The sequence below is a fragment of the Promicromonospora sp. Populi genome, from assembly GCF_041081105.1.
Taxonomy (GTDB): Bacteria; Actinomycetota; Actinomycetes; order Actinomycetales; family Cellulomonadaceae; genus Promicromonospora.
The window spans coordinates 3,932,038-3,950,738 of the sequence record NZ_CP163528.1; the positions used below are offsets into that span (position 1 = coordinate 3,932,038).

The window sequence follows — 18,701 nt, forward strand, 5'->3', positions numbered from 1 at the left end:
CAACCAAACAGATCCGAGAAGGTGGAGCCATGCCAGGCGTCGTGCTCGTCGGGGCCCAGTGGGGCGATGAGGGCAAGGGAAAGGCGACGGACCTCCTGGGCTCCCGCGTCGACTACGTGGTCAAGTTCAACGGTGGGAACAACGCGGGGCACACGGTCGTCATCGACGACGAGAAGTACGCCCTGCACCTGCTGCCGTCCGGGATCCTGTCGCCGGGTGTGGTGCCGGTCATCGCCAACGGCGTCGTCGTCGACATCGAGGTGCTGTTCCAGGAGCTCGACGCGCTGATCGAGCGGGGTGTGGACACGTCCCGCCTGCTCGTCTCGGGCAGCGCGCACATCATCGCCCCGTACCACCGCACCATCGACAAGGTGACCGAGCGGTTCCTCGGCAAGCGCCGGATCGGCACCACGGGCCGGGGGATCGGCCCGGCGTACGCCGACAAGATCAACCGTGTGGGCATCCGCATGTGGGACCTGTTCGACGAGAAGATCCTGCGCGCCAAGATCGAGGGCTCGCTCGACCAGAAGAACCACCTGCTGGTGAAGGTCTACAACCGGCGCGCCATCACCGTGGACGAGACGCTCGACGAGCTGCTCCAGTTCGCGGAGCGGCTGCGGCCGATGGTCACGGACACCGCCGTCGAGCTGAACAAGGCGCTCGACGCGGGCAAGAACGTCCTGTTCGAGGCCGGCCAGGCGACGATGCTCGACATCGACCACGGCACGTACCCGTTCGTCACGTCGTCCAGCGCGACGGCGGGGGGCGCGGTCACCGGGTCCGGCGTCGGGCCCACGCGGATCGACTCCGTGATCGGTGTCATCAAGGCCTACACGACGCGCGTGGGCGAGGGGCCGTTCCCCACCGAGCTGTTCGACGACAAGGGCGAGTTCCTCCGCAAGACCGGCGGCGAGTACGGCGTCACCACGGGCCGCGCGCGCCGCACCGGGTGGTACGACTCCGTGATCGCCCGCTACGCGACGCGGATCAACGGGCTCACCGACATCGTGCTCACCAAGCTCGACGTGCTCACCGGTATGGAGAAGGTCCCGGTCTGCGTGGCGTACGACGTCGACGGCGTCCGCTACGACGAGATGCCCACGGACCAGACGGCGTTCCACCACGCCAAGCCGGTCTACGAAGAGTTCGACGGCTGGTGGGAGGACATCTCCAAGGCCCGCGACTTTACGGACCTGCCGCCGAATGCCCAGGCTTACGTGCACGCGCTCGAAGAGATGTCGGGCACCCGGATCTCCGCGATCGGCGTGGGCCCGAAGCGCGACGAGATCATCCCCGTCCACGACCTCATCCACAGCCGCTGACCCACCAAGAGAGCCCTCCGCCACAGTGAAGATCCTCGTCATCGGGACCGGTGCCCGCGAGCACGCCATCGTCCACTCCCTCCAGCGGGAGACCGCGTCCGGGACCGCCGTCCACGAGCTCCACGCCGCGCCGGGCAATCCCGGTATCGCCGCGTCGACCACGCTGCACAAGGTCGACCCCCTGGACGGCTCAGCCGTGGCGGCGCTGGCCGAGCAGATCGGTGCGGAGCTGGTCGTGATCGGCCCGGAGGCGCCGCTCGTGGCGGGCGTCGCGGACTCCGTCCGGGCGGCGGGGATCGCGGTGTTCGGGCCCTCCGGCGAGGCGGCCCGGCTCGAGGGCTCCAAGTCGTTCGCCAAGGAGGTCATGGCCGCCGCCGGCGTGCCGACCGCGATGGCGCACCTGTGCACCGACGCAGACGAGGTCGCCGCCGCGCTGGACGCGTTCGGCGCCCCGTACGTGGTCAAGGACGACGGCCTCGCGGCCGGCAAGGGTGTGGTGGTCACGGACGACCGCGAGGCCGCACTCGTCCACGGCGAGGCCTGCCTGGCCAACCCGAACGGTCGTGTGGTGGTCGAGGAGTACCTCGACGGCCCCGAGGTCTCGCTGTTCTGCCTGTCCGACGGCGCGACGGTGGTCCCGCTGGTCCCGGCACAGGACTTCAAGCGCGCCGGGGACGGCGACGCGGGCCTCAACACCGGCGGGATGGGCGCGTACACGCCGCTGGGCTGGGTGCCGTCGGGCCTGGTGGACGAGGTCCTGACCCGCGTCGCGCAGCCCACCGTGGACGAGATGGCCCGCCGGGGCACGCCGTTCTCCGGGGTGCTGTATGTCGGGATCGCGCTGACCAGCCGCGGCACCCGGGTCGTGGAGTTCAACGCGCGCTTCGGCGACCCGGAGGTGCAGTCCGTGCTTGCCCGGCTCGCGACGCCGTTGTCGACGATCCTGCTCGCGGCGGCCCACGGCAGGCTCGCCGAGCTGGAGCCGCTGCGCTGGCGCCCCGAGGCCTCGGTCACGGTGGTCGTCGCGTCCGAGGGCTACCCGGAGCTTGCCCGGTCGGGCGACCCGATCACGGGTATCGACGACGCCGGGGCGCTGCCCGGGGTGCACGTGCTGCACGCCGGTACTGCGATCTCCGCATCCGGTGAGCTGGTCAGCGCGGGCGGCCGCGTGCTGTCCGTGGTGGCGCTGGGCGCCGACCTGGCGGACGCCCGGCGTCGTGCCTACGACGGTGTCGCGAAGATCGGCCTGAAGGGTTCGCACCACCGCACGGACATCGCGCTGAAGGCGGAGCGCGGCGAGGTCACCGTCCCGTAGGTCGGCGCGCTCGTCTCGCTGCGCGTCGGCTTCATCTCCGGGAAACTCGAGTGACGTTAATATCGCCGCCTGTCGACACCGGGAGTAGTCGTGGCTGAGCGCGTCACGTTCGAGAGCACCACAGGACCGCGCCTCGCGGGCATCATCGATCTGCCCGACGGCGAGGTGCGTGGCTGGGGCGTGTTCTCGCACGGGTTCACGCTGGGCAAGGACTCGCCGGCCGCGGCGCGGATCTGCAAGCAGCTCGCCAGCGAGGGCATCGGGATGCTCCGGTTCGACAACCTGGGCCTGGGCGACTCCGAGGGCGACTGGGGCGACGGCTCCTTCACGCACAAGGTCGCGGACACCGTGCAGGCCGCTCGGTTCATGGCCGACGAGGGCCGACCCGTGCACCTGCTGGTGGGGCACTCGTTCGGCGGCGCGGCAGTGATCGCGGCCGCGGGGGACGTGCCGGGGGTGCAGGCGGTCGCGACGATCGGCGCCCCCGTCCAGCCGCGGCACGCGGAGCACAACTACGACGCCGTCCTGGGCCGGGTGTTCGACGACGGCCACGCGCAGTGGATGGTCGGCGGCCGTGCGCTGACGCTCAAGCGGCACTTCGTGGAGGACGTCCGCCGGGCGGAGCTGCGGTCGAAGATCCGGGAGATGGGCTCACCGCTGCTGGTGATGCACTCGCCGACGGACAGCACGGTGGACATCTCGAACGCCGGGGAGATCTTCCGGGAGGCGCGGCACCCGCGCTCGTTCGTGTCGCTGGAGGGTGCCGACCACCTGCTCACCGCACCCGGTCAGGCCAAGCGTGCGGCCCGCATCATCAGCGCCTGGGCGGACCAGTACCTGACGGTCTGAGCTGCAGTGTCTCCGGCGTCGGCCGGTGCCCGCAGAACGCGAGGCCGTAGAGGAACGTGACGACGACGGCGAGCAGCAGCACCTCCCCGCCGTCCTCCAGCGCGCTCAGGACCACGTGCCAGACACCTCGGTTCGTCGTGAAACCGTGCACGGCGTCGATCCCGACGCCGCACAGCACCAGGAGCGCGAGGAGCACCGTGAGCACACGGGACGCGGCCTTCCACTCGGGCGCCGCGAACCGGTACCCGACGGCGATCGCCGTCAGCAGGACGGCCCCGATGAACGCCAGCCACACCAGCTCGCCTACCGGCTGCCCGTAGGGGTACGGGATGGTGACGTTCGCGGAGACGACCTTGGCCATGCGCTCGTGCAGCATGAAGTAGTCGTCGGCGAGGAGCACGACGAAGACCGCCGACCACCCCGCGAGCACCGCCTGCCGGTGCGCGACCGCGAGGTAGAGCGCCAGGCCGGCCGCCCACGCAGCGAACACGTACCCGACCACCTCGGGGACGCTGCGCTCCATCGCAAACCGGAAGCCCGGCCACTCGGGGATCCCCAGGAACGAGTGCGTGAGAAAGATCAGGTTCAGGCCGAGGGCCACCGTGACCAGCATGCCGAAGAGGCCCACGACCGGACGGTGGTGCAGCCCGAGGGCCGCGGCGGCTCGCGTGTGCACTGAAGTTCTCCTCTTCGAGACGGTGGCCGGGGGACGGCGGCGCGGATGCGGACACGCTTCCGTGGCGGGATGAGGGGTCAAGGAGAAGTTGGTGAGAGTCCTCTCATCTGGCGTCCCGGGTAGACTTGCGCCGTAGATTCCCTCGCCATTCCTCCCATCAGCAAGGAGCCTTCGTGGGACGCGTCGTCGTCGAGGTCATGCCCAAGCCCGAGATCCTGGACCCCCAGGGCAAGGCTGTGGTCGGAGCGCTGCCGCGCCTCGGCTTCACCCAGTTCTCCGGTGTGCGTCAGGGCAAGCGGTTCGAGCTCGAGGTGGACGGTGAGGTGACGCCGGAGATCCTCGCCGCCGCGCAGGAGGCAGCTGCCACCCTGCTGTCCAACCCGGTGATCGAGGACGTCGTGTCGGTGACCGACGCGTCCGCCGAACCGGCCGGCGCGACGGTGAGCGCCTGATGTCGGTGACCGAGCCGACGTCGAGCACGGTGGCGAAGCCCGGGATCCGCGGCGCCCGGATCGGCGTCGTCACGTTCCCCGGCACGCTCGACGACCGGGACGCGGCACGCGCCGTGCGCCTGGCCGGCGCGGAAGCCGTGTCGCTGTGGCACGCGGACGCGTCGCTGCACGACGTCGACGCGGTGGTGCTGCCCGGCGGTTTCTCCTACGGCGACTACCTGCGCGCGGGAGCGATCAGCCGGTTCGCGCCGGCGATGACCACGCTGGTCGACGCCGCCAAGGGCGGTATGCCGGTGCTCGGCATCTGCAACGGCTTCCAGGTCCTCACCGAGGCCCACCTGCTGCCGGGGTCGATGGTCAAGAACGACCACCTGCACTTCGTGTGCCGGGAGCAGGCGCTGATCGTCGAGAACGCGCGCACCGCCTGGACCAACGAGTTCCGCCGCGGCCAGCAGATCAAGATCCCGCTGAAGAACCAGGACGGCCAGTTCGTCGCCGACGAGCGCACGCTCGACGAGCTCGAGGGCGAGGGCCGGGTGGTCTTCCGTTACGACGGCTGGAACCCGAACGGTTCGCGTCGTGACATCGCGGGTATCACCAACGACCGCGGCAACGTGGTGGGCCTCATGCCGCACCCGGAGCACGCGGTGGAGGCCGGCTTCGGCCCGGCGTCCGCCGAAGGACCGCGCTCCGGCGTCGACGGGCTGACGTTCTTCACGTCGGTGCTGTCGTCGCTGGTCCACGCGTGATCGTCGGCCTGGCCGAGGTGGGCACGCATGGCGGCTGAGGTTCTCGCGGGCACAACCATCGAGACGGTCGCCTGGGACCACGCCGACGCCGTCCGCCTGCGCGACGACCAGCAGCGCGAGATCGACCTGCGGTATGCCGGCAGCGCTGGGCCCGACCCGCGCGATCAGGTCGACCCGTCAAACGTGTTCGCGACCCTGCTGCTGCGGATCGACGGCGAGCCCGCCGGGCATGCGGCCGTGCGCGACCTGTCGGGGCGCGACGACCACCAGGGTGGCCGGCACCCCGAGGGCACCGCCGAGGTCAAGCGGGTGTACGTGGCGCCGGGTTACCGCGGCCGCGGGCTCTCCCGGACCCTGATGGAAGCGGTCGAGGAGGTGGCCCGCGCCGGAGGCGTGCGGCACCTGATCCTGGAGAGCGGGCTCATGCAGCCCGAGTCGCTGGGGCTGTACCTGCGGCTGGGCTACGACCCGGTCGAGTCGTTCGGCGTGTTCGCGGGCGAGCCCGACTCGCGGTGCTTCGGCAAGTGGCTTGAGGCCGCGCCAGGCGGGGCGGCAGACGGCGCCGAGTCCGGACGTCGGCCCGCGCCGTCGTCGGACCTGAAAGTTCGCGAGGTGCCGTGGGACCACCCCGACGCCGCCGCGCTGCGGCGCGGCATGTGGGCCTTCCTGCGGGACCTTTACCCCGGCCTGGCGCACGACGTCGAGGCGCGTGGCGGGCACGAGGTCGTCGACGCCGAGCATGGGCGCGCCGCCCGCGCGACCTTCCTGGCGACGCTCGACGGGCGGCCGGTGGGCTGCGCGACGCTCGGCGCGGCCCAGGTGGGGCCGGCGCACCTCGCGGCGGACCCGCTGGACGGCCTCACCGGGCTGGCCCGTGCGGGCACCGGCCCGAGCGCCGACAACCCCGAAGGCTTCGAGATGCGGAGCGTGTTCGTTGACCCGTCAGCCCGGCGGGCCGGCGTCGCGAAGACCCTGGTCCGGCAAATCGAGGACGCCGCCCGACGCCAGGGCGGGCGGGCGCTCTGTCTCGTGACCGGCATCTGGCAGCCGGAGGCGCTGCGGCTCTACGTGCAGCTCGGCTACCGGCCCGTGCTGCCGTACCCGCCGCACGACCCCCGGAACCCGGTGCTCCTGTACCTGGGCAGGAAGCTCGCGTAAGTGTTCGCGCCAGGTTCCCCTCTTGGGTAACAAGGCTGGAGATGCCTACCGCCCGCGGAGGTACTCCAGTTGCGCGCGGACCGACGAGCGGGCCGCGATCAGTACCGACGGGTCGACGTCGGAGTACACCGCGCCGGTCACCGCGTCCAGGAGCGGGTCTGGGAGCGGCGCATCGGCGTCGGACAGCTTTGCCCCGAGCGTCGCGAGAGCCAAACGCACCTGGTCCAGCCGCTCCAGCCGGTGGTCGCGGTAGGCGCGCACCGCCGCACCCAGGTCGGGGATGACAGGTCCGTGCCCCGGTAGCCCCGGCACGGGGGCCGGCAGGTCGAGCGCGCCCAGCCGGTCCAGCGAGGCCAGGTAGTCCCGCAGCGAGCCGTCCGGCTCGGCCAGCACGGTGGTCCCCTGGCCCAGCACGGTGTCGCCGGTGAGCACCACGCTGCCCGACGCCGGACCACCGGGAACCGACACCACCAAGCACACCGAGTCCGCGGTGTGCCCCGGCGTGGCCAGCACCTTGATCCGCACCCCCGCGACGTCGAGAACCTCGCCGTCGCCCAGTGGCTCGCCGCCCACGCAGAACTCCGGCGACGCGCCCCGCGACGGCGCCCCCGTCAGCTCCCGGAAGCGGGCCAGCCCTCCGGTGTGGTCCGCGTGCCGGTGGGTCACCAGCACCAGGTCGACCGGGCCGGCGTCGGCCAGCGCGACCAGGTGCGGCTCCAGCTCCGGCCCCGGATCCACCACCACGCAGCCCGGCGAGCCGGGCGCGCGCAGCACGTACGACCGGGTCCCGTCGAGCGTCATCGGGCCGGGATTGTCGGCGCGCAGAACCCTCGCGAAGGGGGGAATGAGATCCACCGGAACACCCTATCCAGCGGGCAACAGGTCTTGTGCACGGGCCAACTCCGGTGTGTGATCGGTCAAGCACCTCCCAAAGACGAGAGGAACCCCTTCGATGTCCGCCAGCCCCAGTGCGGCCCAGCACCCCCGCTCCCGCAGAGTCTCCGTAGTCCTTGCCACGGCAGGGCTCTCCACCACCCTCCTGCTCGCGCCCGTCCCTGCCACCCCGGCTCCCGCCGCCGACGGCGCGGAGATAGCGGTCACCGCCAGCCCGGTCGTCTTCGTGGAGGACGGCGACACGGCGACCGTCACCATCACGCTCCAGGTCGCCGACGACACCGCGCTCACCGAACCCGTCAGCGTCCGCTGGAGCACGGGCTCCGGCACGGCCACCGCCGACGCGGACTACGTCGCCGGATCCGGCACAGTCGAGTTCGCGGCGGGCGCGTCGTCGGGCAGCGAACGCACCCTGGCGATCCGGACCCGGGAGTCCCGCGCCGGCGAGACCGCGGAGACCGTCCCGGTGATCCTGGAGTCGGGGGACGCCGAGGTCTCGGGCGGCAACGCCGCCGTGGTCGTACAGGCGCACGGCCTGCCCTACCTCAACGAGCGCCTGTCCACCAAGAGGCGGGTAGCCGACCTCGTGGGCCGCATGACGCTCGAGGAGAAGGCCGGGCAGATGGCCCAGGCGGAGCGGGCGAACGTCACCGGCGACCCGGCGGTCATCACCGAGCTGGGCCTCGGGTCGGTCCTGAGTGGCGGCGGCTCCCCGCCCGCCGAGAACACGCCGGAGGGCTGGGCCGACACGATCGACGGCTTCCAGACGCGGGCGCTCGCGACCCGGTTGCAGATCCCGCTGCTCTACGGCGTCGACGCCGTGCACGGGCACGGCAACCTGACGGGCGCCACGATCCTGCCGCACAACATCGGGCTCGGTGCCACGCGCAACCCGCTGCTGGTGGCGAGGGCGGAGCGCATGGTCGCCACCGAGACCCGCGCGACCGGCATCCCGTGGACGTTCGCGCCCTGCGTGTGCGTGGCCCGTGACGACCGCTGGGGCCGCACCTACGAGTCCTTCGGCGAGCACCCGGCACTCGCGGGGGTGCTCGGCGCCGCCGCCATCGTCGGGTTCCAGGGCACGGACCTGGACAGCAGCCGGTCCGTCCTCGCGACGGCCAAGCACTTCGCGGGCGACGGCGACACCGCCTTCGGCACCGGCGAGGGCGACTACACCCTCGACCAGGGCATCACCCAGCAGAGCCGGTCCCACTTCGCACGGACCGACCTGGCGCCCTACGTGGGGGCGCTCGCGGTCGGCGTCGGCTCGGTGATGCCGAGCTTCTCCAGCGTGGACTGGACCGACGACGGCCTCGGCAACCCCGTCAAGATGCACGCCCACGACGAGCTGATCAACGGGTGGCTCAAGGAGGACCACGGGTTCGACGGCTTTGTCATCAGCGACTGGCAGGGCATCCACCAGATCCCGCCGCTCGCGTCCGACTCGCCCACCACCGGGCAGATCGTCACCAGCGTGAACGCGGGCGTCGACATGTTCATGGAGCCGTCGCAGTTCGAGCGGTTCCACACCCGACTGGTCGCGGCGGTCGAGGACGGCGCGATCACGCAGGAGCGCATCGACGACGCCGTGTCCCGGATCCTCACCGCGAAGTTCGAGCTGGGGCTGTTCGAGGAGCCCTTCGCGGACCGCTCGCACGCCGACGACATCGGCTCGGCCCAGCACCGGGCGATCGCCCGCCAGGCCGTCGCCGAGTCGCAGGTGCTGCTCAAGAACTCGCGCCGCGCACTGCCGCTGGACGACGACGCGAGCGTGTACGTCGCGGGCCGCAACGCCGACGACCTGGGCAACCAGGCCGGTGGCTGGACCGGTACCTGGCAGGGCTTCTCGGGCGAGGTCACGGAGGGCACCACGATCCTTGAGGGCATCGAGGCGGTGGCTGACGACGTGACGTTCAGCGAGGACGCCTCCGCGCCGACGGCCGGTGCCGACGTCGGCATCGTCGTCGTGGGCGAGACGCCGTACACGGAGGGGTTCGGCGACGTCGGCGGGCCCGAATGGGCCTGGGACCCGGCCGACGGCGGGGTGTTCCGCGAGGAGAAGTCGATGTCGCTGCAGCCCGGCGACGCCGAGGTTGTGGAGCGGGTCTGCGCCCAGATCAGGACGTGTGTGGTCCTGGTCGTGTCCGGGCGGCCGCAGGTGCTCACCGAACAGCTCGGGTCGATCGACGCGCTCGTCGCGTCGTGGCTCCCGGGCACCGAGGGCGCCGGCGTGGCTGACGTGCTGTTCGGCGAGCGAAGGTTCACGGGCAAGCTGCCGGTCTCGTGGCCGCGGTCCGCGGACGACCCGGTGGTGAACGTCGGCGACCGGGACTACGACCCGCTGTTCCCGTTCGGCTGGGGCCTGTCGACGGGCGGCCGCACGTCGGCGCTCGACAGGGACCGGCTGGCGTTGCAGACCGCGGTGCTGGACCCGGCGACCGGCGTCCCGCCGGCGGCGTCGAAGGCGATCGCAAACGCGGACGTAGCCCTCTTGGAGGGCCGCAACACCGAGGCGGCCCGCCTCCTGAACGCGGCGGGCGGCCGCTGAGCCCGCCTCCGGGTGACTCTCCCCTTTGAGTCCTAAGTTTCTTCGCTTTGAGCCGGCTCAAAGCGAAGAAACTTAGGACTCAAAGGAGACGAGCCAGGGTCGGCCATTGGAGCTAACCCGGCAGTACCGCTAGGGCCTGTTCTACGTCCTCGATCAGGTCCAGGGGGTCTTCCAGTCCGACCGAGAGGCGGACCGTCGTCTCTGCGATGCCTACCGCGGCTCGGCCCTCGGCGCCGAGCTTGCGGTGGGTGGTCGTCGCGGGGTGCGTGACCAGGGACTTCGCGTCGCCGAGGTTGTTCGAGATGTCGATAACCTGCAGGGCGTCGAGGAATCCGAACGTGTGCTTCTTCGCGGCCTCGGCGTCCGACCCTTCGGGGACCGCGAGGTCGAACGTCACGACCGTGCCGCCACCGCTCATCTGGGACCGCGCCAGGTCGGCCTGCGGGTGCGAGTCGAGGAACGGGTACCGCACCGCGCCCACCCCGGGGTGCGCCTCCAGGGCGTTCGCGACGGCGAGCGCGCCAGCACCCTGCGCCGCGACGCGGACCGGGAGCGTCTCCAGCCCCTTGAGCAGGGTCCACGCGTTGAACGGCGACAGCGACGGCCCGGTGTTGCGGATGAACGTCTGTACGGGCCCGGTCACGTACTCGGTGGGGCCGAGGATGGCCCCGCCCAGCACCCGCCCCTGCCCGTCGATGTGCTTGGTCGCGGAGTAGACAACTACGTCCGCCCCCAGCTCCAGCGGCTTCTGCAGCAGCGGGGTGGCGAACACGTTGTCGAGCACCACGGTCGCTCCGGCGGCGTGCGCCAGGTCGACGACGGCGCGCACGTCCACGATGTCCTGCATGGGGTTCGACGGCGTCTCGAAGAACACCACGTCCGCCGGGGTCGCCAGGGCCTCTTCCCACTGGGACAGCACGTGCCCGTCCACGTAGTCGGTCTGCACGCCCCACTTCTTGAAGATCTCCTCGAAGATCACCACGGTGGAGCCGAACAGTGCCCGGGCCGCCACGATCCGCGACCCCGACTGCACGAGCGCGGCCAGGGACGTGAATACCGCGGACATGCCCGAGGCGGTCGCGTAGCAGGCCTCCGCGCCCTCCAGCAGGCGCAGGCGCTCCTCGAACGTGTGCACCGTCGGGTTGCCGTAGCGGGAGTAGACGAACCGGTCCAGGTCGCCCGCGAACGCCGCCTCGGCGTCGGCCGCCGCGTCGTAGACGTAGCCCTGGGTGAGGAACAGTGCCTCGCTCGTCTCCTGGAACTCGGTGCGCTGGTGGCCGCCGCGCACGGCGAGGGTCGCCGGGCGGACGCCGCGGGGGAGCGGCTTGCGGCCGGACCCGCCCGGGCTCGCGCCGGGGGGAAACGCGCCGGTGACGGTCACGCGGCGCCGTCCGTCCAGGGCAGGCCGGCAACCTTCCAGCCCTGCTGGTCGCGGACGCCGTCGGCCCCGGGGGCGCCCTCAAAGCCCTCCAGCACGTTGTACGACGGCGCGATGCCCGCTGACGTGGCGAGCCGCGCCGCACCGATCGAACGCTGACCGGAGCGGCAGAGGAACACGATGGGGCCGTCGCCGATCCCGGCCGCCTTGAGCTCCTCGAGGAACCCGGGGTTGGGGCGGCCGCCGGCCTGTACCCACTCGGCGAACAGGGGCTGCTTCTCCAGCGACGTCGTGTCGGGGATGCCGATCGTGCGCCACTCGCCCTGCGTGCGGACGTCCACGAGGGTGGCGCCCGGGTCGGCGGCGAGCAGGTCCCAGGCCTGCTGGGGCGTGATGTCGCCGGCGTAGCCCTCGGCAGGGTGGGCTTCGGGGTGCGCGGGATCGCTCATGTAACTCTCCTCCATCGGTCGTGGCGGTAGCACCCGTGTCCGTTCTCGCTGTAGCGGGAACGCTGGGTTGCTGCGGCGTCGTCGTGCCACGTCACTCGGCCGCTCGGGATGGTCGTTGCCAACCCTACGACAGGTGTCCGGTGGGTGGAACAGTGTCTCGACAGGCGATCCCTATTGGAGTCATAGGATTTGCAGCACTGTGACGACGACGACCGATCTGCTCGACGCACTGAAGCGCTGGCCGGAGCGTGTGCCCGGTCTACCGGCGTGGGTCTGGGACGCGCCCTACGACGGTGCCCGTCATCCACAGGCTGTGGATCCGCGGGCCGCGGCGGCGGATCCGGGCCCGAGCGGAGGCCCGGAGCTGGGCGCCAACTGCCAGCTCTACGCATACTCCGTGCTGGGCCTGGCAGGGCGGCAGGTTCCGCCGCACCGGTCGAGCGAGCTCTGGGGCGACACCTCCCTGGCCCATCCGCGGCTCGGCGATCTGGAGCCGTGGGACCTCGTCCTGTTCAACCGCAGCCTCAACCACGGCGCGGCCGCATACGGCGCACACGTCGCCGTCTACCTGGGCGACGACCGGCTGCTGCACCTCTGCGCCGAGCTCGGCCGGCCGGCGGTGTGGACCCGGGCGGACTTCGCGGCCCGCGAGCGGTACGCGTCAGTGATCGGTGCAGTCCGGATCGCGGGCCTCGCGGCCGCGCAGCGGCGACCAGATGGTGGGACCAGCATCTGAGACGTCCGTTGACAGAGCTTTTACCCGCAGCAGAGGATAACGGCAGGTCATGAGTGTCAGCGCGAAGCCCCGGCTCGCTGGCCGGCAACCCTCCCTCCGCGGTGGGGTGCCCCGGGTGACGACCTGGCCGCGCGCAGCCCGCGCGCGGCAAGCGCGGGGGAACCTCCCCCAGGACTGTGGAGGACTACATGTCTGCACCCACCCTTGCCCGTGATCTCACGGTGGACGACGCCGCTCCGCTGCGCTCCGTGGTCGGCGGCGGCACGCTCGTCCCGCTCGTGGACGGCACACGCGTCACGTATGCCAATCTCGACGTCGCGGCTTCGGCCCCGGCGCTGCAGGCCGTCGCGGACCGGGTCACCCAGGTGCTCCCCCTGTACGCCAGCGTGCACCGCGGCGCGGGATACCTCTCCCAGGTGAGCACGGCGCTCTACGAGACCGCCCGCCGCACCATCGGCGCGTTTGTCGGCGCCCGCGAGGACGACCTGACGATCGTCACCCGCAACACCACCGACTCCCTGAACCTGCTCGCCGGATGTGTCCCCGCGCAGCCCGACGGCGAGCCCGGCCGCGTGCTCGTCCTCGACGTCGAGCACCACGCCAACCTGCTGCCCTGGCAGCGCACCACCGAGGCCACGGTGCTGACCGGCGGCGCCACCGTCGCCGAGACGATCGCCCAGATCCGCGAGGAGCTGGCCGACGCCGCCGCACACCGACCGTTCGCGCTCCTCGCCCTCACTGGCGCCTCCAACGTGACCGGGGAGTCGCTACCCATCGACAAGATCGTCGCCGTGGCCCACGAGTTCGGTGTGCGAGTTGTGCTCGACGGCGCCCAGCTCGTGCCGCACCGACGCATCTCGCTGGAGTCGACCGGCGTCGACTACCTCGCCTTCTCCGGGCACAAGACGTACGCCCCCTTCGGCGCGGGCGTCCTGGTGGGCCGCCGCGACTGGCTCGACACCGGCACGCCCTACCTCGCCGGCGGCGGCGCCGTGCGGCGCGTGCGGGTCTCCGGCACCGACTGGCACGAGGGCCCCGCCCGGCACGAGGCCGGCTCGCCCAACGTGATCGGTGCGGTGGCGCTCGCGGCCGCGTGCGAAGAGCTGGCGGCACTCGACCCGGCCGATGTCGCGGCCCACGAGAACGCGCTGCGCCGTCGGCTCGTCTCCGGGCTGGAGGCGATCGACCGGGTCGAGGTCGTGCGGGTGTGGGCGGACGCCGTCGACCCCGTGGGCGTCGTGACCTTCACCGTCGCCGGCTGATGACCCGGGCCTGGTGGCCGCGTACCTCTCCGCGGAGCACGGCATCGGCGTGCGGGACGGCCGCTTTTGCGCGCACCCGCTGCTGGGCCGCCTCGGGTTCGACGCCGGAGCGGTGCGCGCCTCGGTCGGCGTCGGCACCGCGGGGGAAGAGGTGGAGCGCCTGGTCGCCGCCGTCGGGCGCCTGGTGACGGACGGACCGCAGGCCGGGTACGACGTCGTCGACGGCCTGTGGGTAGTGACCGACGACCCGCGCCCCGTGCCCGAGGGCTCCGGCCTGGAGGGTCTGCTGGCGACTGCCGCCCTGGGCTTCGACGAGGACTTCGGCTGCCTTCCGGACGAGGCGTAGCACATACCAGACGTGCAGGTCACCGTCGGTGGCCCGCACGTCCGGCACGTCACAGGGGGAACGCGTGCGGCCGCGGCAGGGCCGCCTCCAGCTGAGCCGCCAGCGCCAGCAGGGTGGGCTCGCCGCCCGGCCGGCCGATGATCTGCACCCCCATCGGCAGCCCGGCGGGCGCCTCGGCAGTGGGCGCGGTCCAGTGCGTCGGCACCGTGATGGCGGGCAGCCCGGCGACGTTGAGCCACGACGTGAACGGCGTGTACTGGCACTGCTGCTCGAAGTTCCGCTCCGGATCCTCGGCGTCGTACCACCCGATGGGCCGGGGGGTGAGCGCGAGCGCGGGCGTGACGACGGCGTCGTACGGGCTGAGCTGTGCGATCAGCGACCGCTCGTAGGCCGTGAGGATGCGTACCGCCTCGCCGAGCTGTCGGGCCGGGACCTCTCGACCCGACCGGATCAGCCACTGCGTGAGTGGTTCCAGCTTCCCGAGGATCTCGGGGTCGTCGATCGGCACCGCCGACGCGCCGCCCATCCACAGGGTCCGGAAGGCCGGTGCGTACTCGGGAGCCTCGTCCAGGACCAGCTCGGTGACCTCGTGCCCGAGGCCCGACAGGGCGCGCACACCCGCGTCCAGCCCGGCCCTGGCCTCTGGCGACACCACGATGTCGTAGAACCCGTCCCACGCCGACGAGGTGGTCACGCCGATGCGGGCCACACCGCCCCCGGCCGCGCCACCCGCGGGCAGCGCGGCGCGCTGCGCCGCCGCCAGGTACGTCCCCGCCGCATACGACGGCGCCCGCAGCGTGTACGGGTGCGCGACGCCGCCCTCGGCGTCGCGCGGGAGCATCGCCTCCAGCAGGAGGGCGGTATCGGCCACGGTGCGCGCGATCGGACCGTTCACGACCAGTCCACCCAGCGAGTCGACGCCGCTGCCCGCGGGCAGCAGCCCGCGCGTCGGCTTCAGTCCGACGACGCCGCAGGCGGCCGCCGGAATGCGGATCGAGCCGCCGCCGTCGGACCCGGGCGCGAACGGCAGCAGCCCCGCCGCCACCGCCGCGGCCGCCCCGCCGCTCGACCCGCCCGCGCCGCGGGTCAGGTCCCACGGCGTACGCGCCGGCGGGAGGCCGACGGGTTCGGTGTAGGCGGGGAAACCCAGCTCTGGCGCGGCCGTCTTGCCGAGGCTCACAACGCCGGCGGCGTCGAGCACCTTGACCATCTCGTCGCTCTCCTGCGCCGGCGGCAGCCCCGCGAACGCACGCGACCCGAAGCCCGTCGGTACCCCGGCGCGGTTCCACAGGTCCTTGTCCCCGGTGGGCAGGCCCCACAGGCTGCCTGACGGCGGCGGCCCGCTGCGGTGCGGACCGTCGACACCGGCTTTCTGGAGTGCCGCGGCGCGCTCGCGCGCGAGGTCCGGGGTGACGGTGGCGAAGGCGCCGACGTCGGGACCCAGCCGCTCCACCCGGTCGAGGAAATACTCGGTGACCTCGCTGGGCGTGAGCTCGCCGGCAGCGAGGAGATCGCGGAGCTCGACGGCGGTCCGTTCATGCAGGGCATCCATCCGGCCAGGCTAAACGCTCTTCGGTACGTGGGCGGGGTGGCCTGACCTGCGTCGATGTTCTCGATCTACCTAACAACGCGCCCCGGAGATAAACCCACGACGCGCAGAATGCGCTTGTGCGGCATATGTTCATGGAGTGCTGGCACCTTTACGCCGCGTCAACGGTGGCGTGGCGGAGGTGCCGCAAAAATCTCGAAGGGGGAGAGAACCTTGCCATTCCTCAATACAGGTATGACTGTGCAAGCCGTCAACTGGCTGGAACCGCTCACGAACGCTCTGGGCGCGATAGCGAGCTTCATCCCACAGCTCCTCGTGTTCCTGATCGTTCTCCTCATCGGGTACTTCATCGCCAAGGCGATAGCCCGGTTCGTCGGGATGATCCTGAGGCGTATCGGCTTCAACAAGGTGCTCGAGCGCGCGGGAGCGAACCGGCTGCTGGCCGGGTCGGGCATCGAGCCGATCGAGCTGCTCACGAAGATCATCTACTACTTCATCCTGCTGATCACGCTCCAGCTCGCGCTGAGCGCATTCGGGCCCACCAACCCGGTGAGTGCGATCGTCAACGACATCGTTGCGTGGCTCCCGAGCCTGGTCGTCGCAATCGTCATCGTCGTGATCGCAGGCGCCATCGCGAATGCCGTGAAGGACCTTCTTCTCAACACCCTGGGCCGCGTTTCCTACGGCCCCTTCGTTGCGAAGGCCGTCTCGTTCTTCATTCTCGCGCTGGGTGTTATCGCCGCCGTGAACCAGATCGGCATCGGCACCACCGTGACAATGCCCGTCCTGGTGGCATTCCTGGCCACCCTGGCCGGAATTCTGATCGTCGGTGTCGGCGGTGCGCTGATCGGCCCCATGCGCTCGCGCGTCGAGGCTTTCCTGAACAACCTGTCGGACGGCGGCGGCGCTGCCGCAACCCCCGCAGCGGAGCCCCACGTCAACCCCGGCCCCGAGCCGGGCACGGGCGGGACCACCTCGTTCGCCCCGCCGCCGCGCGACTTCTGATCGCCTGACCGGCCGGTAGTACGACGACGCCGGGGCCGCACCGTCCAAGAGACGGCGCGGCCCCGGCGTTCGGCTGTCGTCAGGCCTCGCTCAGCAGCTCCCGCGCCTCGCCCACCACGTCGGCCAGGCGCTCCAGGTCCGGGTCGTCCGCCGTCGGCTGGATCGCCACGGTGTCCGCGCCGGCCGCGCCGAACCGGCGCACGCCGTCGGCCAGCGCCTGGGCGTCACCCCACACCGCATAGTCCGCAAGCTGCGCGTCCTCGGTCACCTCCCGGCCGGTCTTGCTGGTCTCCGCGCGCAGGCGGGCGGCCGCGTCCGGCCCCGTCCCGCCGTACACGAACTGGACCACGGTGAACTCCTCCGCGGCGTCCTGGTCGGCCGCGGCGCGCCCCTCGGCGATCCGCTCCAGTGCGGCCGGCAGCCTCGCCAGGCCCACGGAGTCCTCCAGCACCACACCGTCGCCCACCTCACCCGCCAGGCGCAGCGACTTCGGCCCCGTCGCGGCGACCGGCACTCGCACGGGCCGTGCAGGCGGCCAGTCCAGCGCGACGTCGTCCAGCGACACGTACCGGCCCGAGGTAGTGACCCGCTCACCGGCCAGCAGCGCGCGCAGCGCCGTCGAGTACTCCCGCATGAGCGTCAGGGGTGACGCGGCCTTGGCTCCCACCTGCGCCATCCACGACTGGACGCCGTGCCCGATCCCGGGAATGAGCCGGCCCGGGAACATGCCGTCGGCCGTCGCTACCTCCATCGCGGTGAGCGCCACGTTCCGCAGGGGCGTGGGCATCACGCCGATCCCGACCCGGACGTGGTCGGTGGCGCCGAGAATCGCGCTCGCGGCGGAGATCCCGCCCGACTGGAAGCAGTCCTCCCAGAGCCAGATCTCCTCGATCCCCGCGGCCTCGACCGCGCGGGCGAGCGGGATGATGCGAGCCGGCGGGTTCGAGGGACGGATGATGTACGCCAGTGTCGTCATGGCCCCACGCTGTCACGGAGCGAGCCGTCAGATCCAGCCCTTACGCGCGGCGTGCCAACCAAGCTGGATGCGGGTCGAGACCCCGGCGATGTCCATCAGCACCTTGACGCGCCGCTGCACCGTCCGCAGGGAGAGGCCGAGCTGGTTCGCCACCGACTGGTCCGTCAGGCCGACCAGCATGAGCCCGAGGATCCTGGAGTCCTGGGGATCGAGGCCGGAGTCGTCCGACTGCTCGCCCGGCTGCGGGAACGGGATGGCGTCGCGCCACACACCCTCGAACAGGGCGATGAGGGCGTCCAGCAGGCCCGACGGGTGGATGATCAGCGCGCCCACCAGGTCCGGCGCCAGGTCGGACTCGGCGTCGACCACCGTCTGGATCGGCACGAACGCCAGCCGGTGGTCGAAGATGTACAGCTTGATCGGGACGCGCTCGGAGAACCGTACGTCCTCGCCGTTCTCGACCGCGGCCGCGACGTCGTCCACGCGGAGCACTCCGGTGTCGAGGAACACGCGGTCGATCACCACCCGGTACCGCACGCCGCGCGCCACCGCCTGGTCCTCGGCGGTGTTGTCCTCCGCGGACATCACAAAGACGGGCGGCTTGGTGAACGACTCGACGGTCTCGCGCGCGCCGAGCTGGAGCTGCATGATGCGCTGCTTGACGGCGTCGGCCCCGCGCACCACGTCGACGACGTCGGTCGCCGGCCGCAGCGCGGACGAGCGCCGGAACTCCCCCTCGAGCTCGATCAGCTCCTCCTGCGCCGCACGGATCTCGTCCTTGCGGCTGGCGAGCAGCGCGCCCAGCGCGATCTCGGGGGGAGCGGCCTGGAAGCGTGAGTCGTCGCCGCTCTGCCGGGCCGCGAGGCCGTGGCTCTCCAGGGTGCGGAGCACGTCCAGCGCGTCCCCCGGCTCGCAGCCGAGCCTGCGTCCCAGCTCCGCGGCGTCCAGGGACGGGGACGCGACGAGCTCGCGGTATGCGAGCGACTGTGACTTGGTCAGGCCGAGCACGTCGCCGAGCATGGCAACCTCCGGATGAA

16 protein-coding genes, 1 pseudogene and 1 riboswitch are annotated in these 18,701 nt (G+C 71.8%); of the genes and pseudogenes, 10 read left to right on the forward strand and 7 right to left on the reverse strand.

The features are described 5' to 3' along the window. The first annotated feature begins 29 nt into the window (after positions 1-29). The 3 genes from AB1046_RS17770 (at position 30) to AB1046_RS17780 (ending at position 3,486) form a co-directional block, all read left to right on the forward strand. Complete coding sequence (locus AB1046_RS17770; RefSeq protein ID WP_369370622.1) at positions 30-1,322, forward strand: adenylosuccinate synthase; 1,293 nt, start codon at positions 30-32, stop codon at positions 1,320-1,322. A 25-nt stretch (positions 1,323-1,347) separates the two neighbouring features. Next, positions 1,348-2,637 (forward strand): phosphoribosylamine--glycine ligase, encoded by a 1,290-nt coding sequence (gene purD, locus AB1046_RS17775; RefSeq protein ID WP_369370624.1) that lies wholly within the window; start codon positions 1,348-1,350, stop codon positions 2,635-2,637. 90 nt (positions 2,638-2,727) lie between these two features. Then, positions 2,728-3,486 carry an alpha/beta hydrolase family protein gene (locus tag AB1046_RS17780; RefSeq protein WP_369370625.1) on the forward strand — a complete coding sequence of 253 codons (759 nt, stop codon included), beginning with the start codon at positions 2,728-2,730 and terminating at the stop codon, positions 3,484-3,486. On the opposite strand, the gene AB1046_RS17785 is transcribed toward AB1046_RS17780, so the two are convergent. After that, positions 3,452-4,162, reverse strand: coding sequence for a hypothetical protein (locus AB1046_RS17785; RefSeq protein WP_369370626.1), 711 nt, complete (start codon positions 4,160-4,162; stop codon positions 3,452-3,454). The genes AB1046_RS17780 and AB1046_RS17785 overlap by 35 nt on opposite strands. A 173-nt stretch (positions 4,163-4,335) precedes the next feature. On the opposite strand from AB1046_RS17785, the gene purS reads away from it, so the two are divergent. The 3 genes from purS to AB1046_RS17800 are packed head-to-tail and all read left to right on the forward strand — an operon-like array spanning position 4,336 to position 6,521. Next, positions 4,336-4,614, forward strand: coding sequence for a phosphoribosylformylglycinamidine synthase subunit PurS (gene purS, locus AB1046_RS17790; protein ID WP_369370627.1), 279 nt, complete (start codon positions 4,336-4,338; stop codon positions 4,612-4,614). After that, positions 4,614-5,363: a phosphoribosylformylglycinamidine synthase subunit PurQ gene (gene purQ / locus AB1046_RS17795; protein ID WP_369370628.1), complete on the forward strand. Its 750-nt coding sequence runs from the start codon at positions 4,614-4,616 to the stop codon at positions 5,361-5,363. Before purS ends, purQ begins: the two co-directional genes overlap by 1 nt. A gap of 27 nt (positions 5,364-5,390) precedes the next feature. Further along, positions 5,391-6,521: a GNAT family N-acetyltransferase gene (locus tag AB1046_RS17800; RefSeq protein WP_369370629.1), complete on the forward strand. Its 1,131-nt coding sequence runs from the start codon at positions 5,391-5,393 to the stop codon at positions 6,519-6,521. A gap of 45 nt (positions 6,522-6,566) precedes the next feature. Here the strand turns inward: AB1046_RS17800 and AB1046_RS17805 are convergent, their stop codons facing one another. Further along, positions 6,567-7,322 carry an MBL fold metallo-hydrolase gene (locus AB1046_RS17805; protein WP_369375758.1) on the reverse strand — a complete coding sequence of 252 codons (756 nt, stop codon included), beginning with the start codon at positions 7,320-7,322 and terminating at the stop codon, positions 6,567-6,569. A gap of 151 nt (positions 7,323-7,473) precedes the next feature. Between AB1046_RS17805 and AB1046_RS17810 the strand changes: the two genes are divergently transcribed. Then, positions 7,474-9,963, forward strand: a complete 2,490-nt coding sequence (locus AB1046_RS17810; RefSeq protein ID WP_369370630.1) for a glycoside hydrolase family 3 N-terminal domain-containing protein — start codon at positions 7,474-7,476, stop codon at positions 9,961-9,963. 112 nt (positions 9,964-10,075) lie between these two features. Here the strand turns inward: AB1046_RS17810 and AB1046_RS17815 are convergent, their stop codons facing one another. Both AB1046_RS17815 and AB1046_RS17820 read right to left on the reverse strand, forming a co-directional pair. Continuing rightward, positions 10,076-11,344, reverse strand: a complete 1,269-nt coding sequence (locus AB1046_RS17815; protein WP_369370631.1) for an O-succinylhomoserine sulfhydrylase — start codon at positions 11,342-11,344, stop codon at positions 10,076-10,078. After that, positions 11,341-11,790, reverse strand: a complete 450-nt coding sequence (locus AB1046_RS17820) for a rhodanese-like domain-containing protein (protein ID WP_369370632.1) — start codon at positions 11,788-11,790, stop codon at positions 11,341-11,343. Before AB1046_RS17820 ends, AB1046_RS17815 begins: the two co-directional genes overlap by 4 nt. 199 nt (positions 11,791-11,989) lie before the next feature. Between AB1046_RS17820 and AB1046_RS17825 the strand changes: the two genes are divergently transcribed. Both AB1046_RS17825 and AB1046_RS17830 read left to right on the forward strand, forming a co-directional pair. Further along, positions 11,990-12,526 (forward strand): hydrolase, encoded by a 537-nt coding sequence (locus AB1046_RS17825; RefSeq protein ID WP_369370633.1) that lies wholly within the window; start codon positions 11,990-11,992, stop codon positions 12,524-12,526. 45 nt (positions 12,527-12,571) lie between these two features. Next, positions 12,572-12,686: riboswitch (SAM riboswitch) on the forward strand. A gap of 28 nt (positions 12,687-12,714) precedes the next feature. Further along, positions 12,715-14,134 (forward strand): annotated as a pseudogene (locus AB1046_RS17830) (aminotransferase class V-fold PLP-dependent enzyme). A gap of 49 nt (positions 14,135-14,183) precedes the next feature. Here AB1046_RS17830 and AB1046_RS17835 read toward each other — a convergent pair. Next, on the reverse strand, positions 14,184-15,686 hold the full coding sequence (locus AB1046_RS17835) for an amidase (RefSeq protein ID WP_369370634.1): 1,503 nt from the start codon (positions 15,684-15,686) through the stop codon (positions 14,184-14,186). Between the two features lie 231 nt (positions 15,687-15,917). On the opposite strand from AB1046_RS17835, the gene AB1046_RS17840 reads away from it, so the two are divergent. After that, positions 15,918-16,688 (forward strand): hypothetical protein, encoded by a 771-nt coding sequence (locus tag AB1046_RS17840; protein ID WP_369370635.1) that lies wholly within the window; start codon positions 15,918-15,920, stop codon positions 16,686-16,688. A 79-nt stretch (positions 16,689-16,767) separates the two neighbouring features. Here the strand turns inward: AB1046_RS17840 and AB1046_RS17845 are convergent, their stop codons facing one another. Both AB1046_RS17845 and AB1046_RS17850 read right to left on the reverse strand, forming a co-directional pair. Continuing rightward, complete coding sequence (locus AB1046_RS17845) at positions 16,768-17,664, reverse strand: LLM class flavin-dependent oxidoreductase (RefSeq protein ID WP_369370636.1); 897 nt, start codon at positions 17,662-17,664, stop codon at positions 16,768-16,770. A 27-nt stretch (positions 17,665-17,691) separates the two neighbouring features. Continuing rightward, on the reverse strand, positions 17,692-18,684 hold the full coding sequence (locus tag AB1046_RS17850) for a helix-turn-helix domain-containing protein (RefSeq protein ID WP_369370637.1): 993 nt from the start codon (positions 18,682-18,684) through the stop codon (positions 17,692-17,694). Positions 18,685-18,701: the final 17 nt, after the last annotated feature.

Coding starts and splice junctions, on each gene's coding strand:
- AB1046_RS17770 (WP_369370622.1), top strand. CDS start 30: ATGCCAGGCGTCGTGCTCGTCGGGGCCCAGTGGGGCGATGAGGGCAAG.
- purQ (WP_369370628.1), top strand. CDS start 4,614: ATGTCGGTGACCGAGCCGACGTCGAGCACGGTGGCGAAGCCCGGGATC.
- AB1046_RS17800 (WP_369370629.1), top strand. CDS start 5,391: ATGGCGGCTGAGGTTCTCGCGGGCACAACCATCGAGACGGTCGCCTGG.
- AB1046_RS17805 (WP_369375758.1), bottom strand. CDS start 7,322: ATGACGCTCGACGGGACCCGGTCGTACGTGCTGCGCGCGCCCGGCTCG.
- AB1046_RS17810 (WP_369370630.1), top strand. CDS start 7,474: ATGTCCGCCAGCCCCAGTGCGGCCCAGCACCCCCGCTCCCGCAGAGTC.
- AB1046_RS17820 (WP_369370632.1), bottom strand. CDS start 11,790: ATGAGCGATCCCGCGCACCCCGAAGCCCACCCTGCCGAGGGCTACGCC.
- AB1046_RS17835 (WP_369370634.1), bottom strand. CDS start 15,686: ATGGATGCCCTGCATGAACGGACCGCCGTCGAGCTCCGCGATCTCCTC.
- AB1046_RS17840 (WP_369370635.1), top strand. CDS start 15,918: ATGACTGTGCAAGCCGTCAACTGGCTGGAACCGCTCACGAACGCTCTG.
- AB1046_RS17845 (WP_369370636.1), bottom strand. CDS start 17,664: ATGACGACACTGGCGTACATCATCCGTCCCTCGAACCCGCCGGCTCGC.
- AB1046_RS17850 (WP_369370637.1), bottom strand. CDS start 18,684: ATGCTCGGCGACGTGCTCGGCCTGACCAAGTCACAGTCGCTCGCATAC.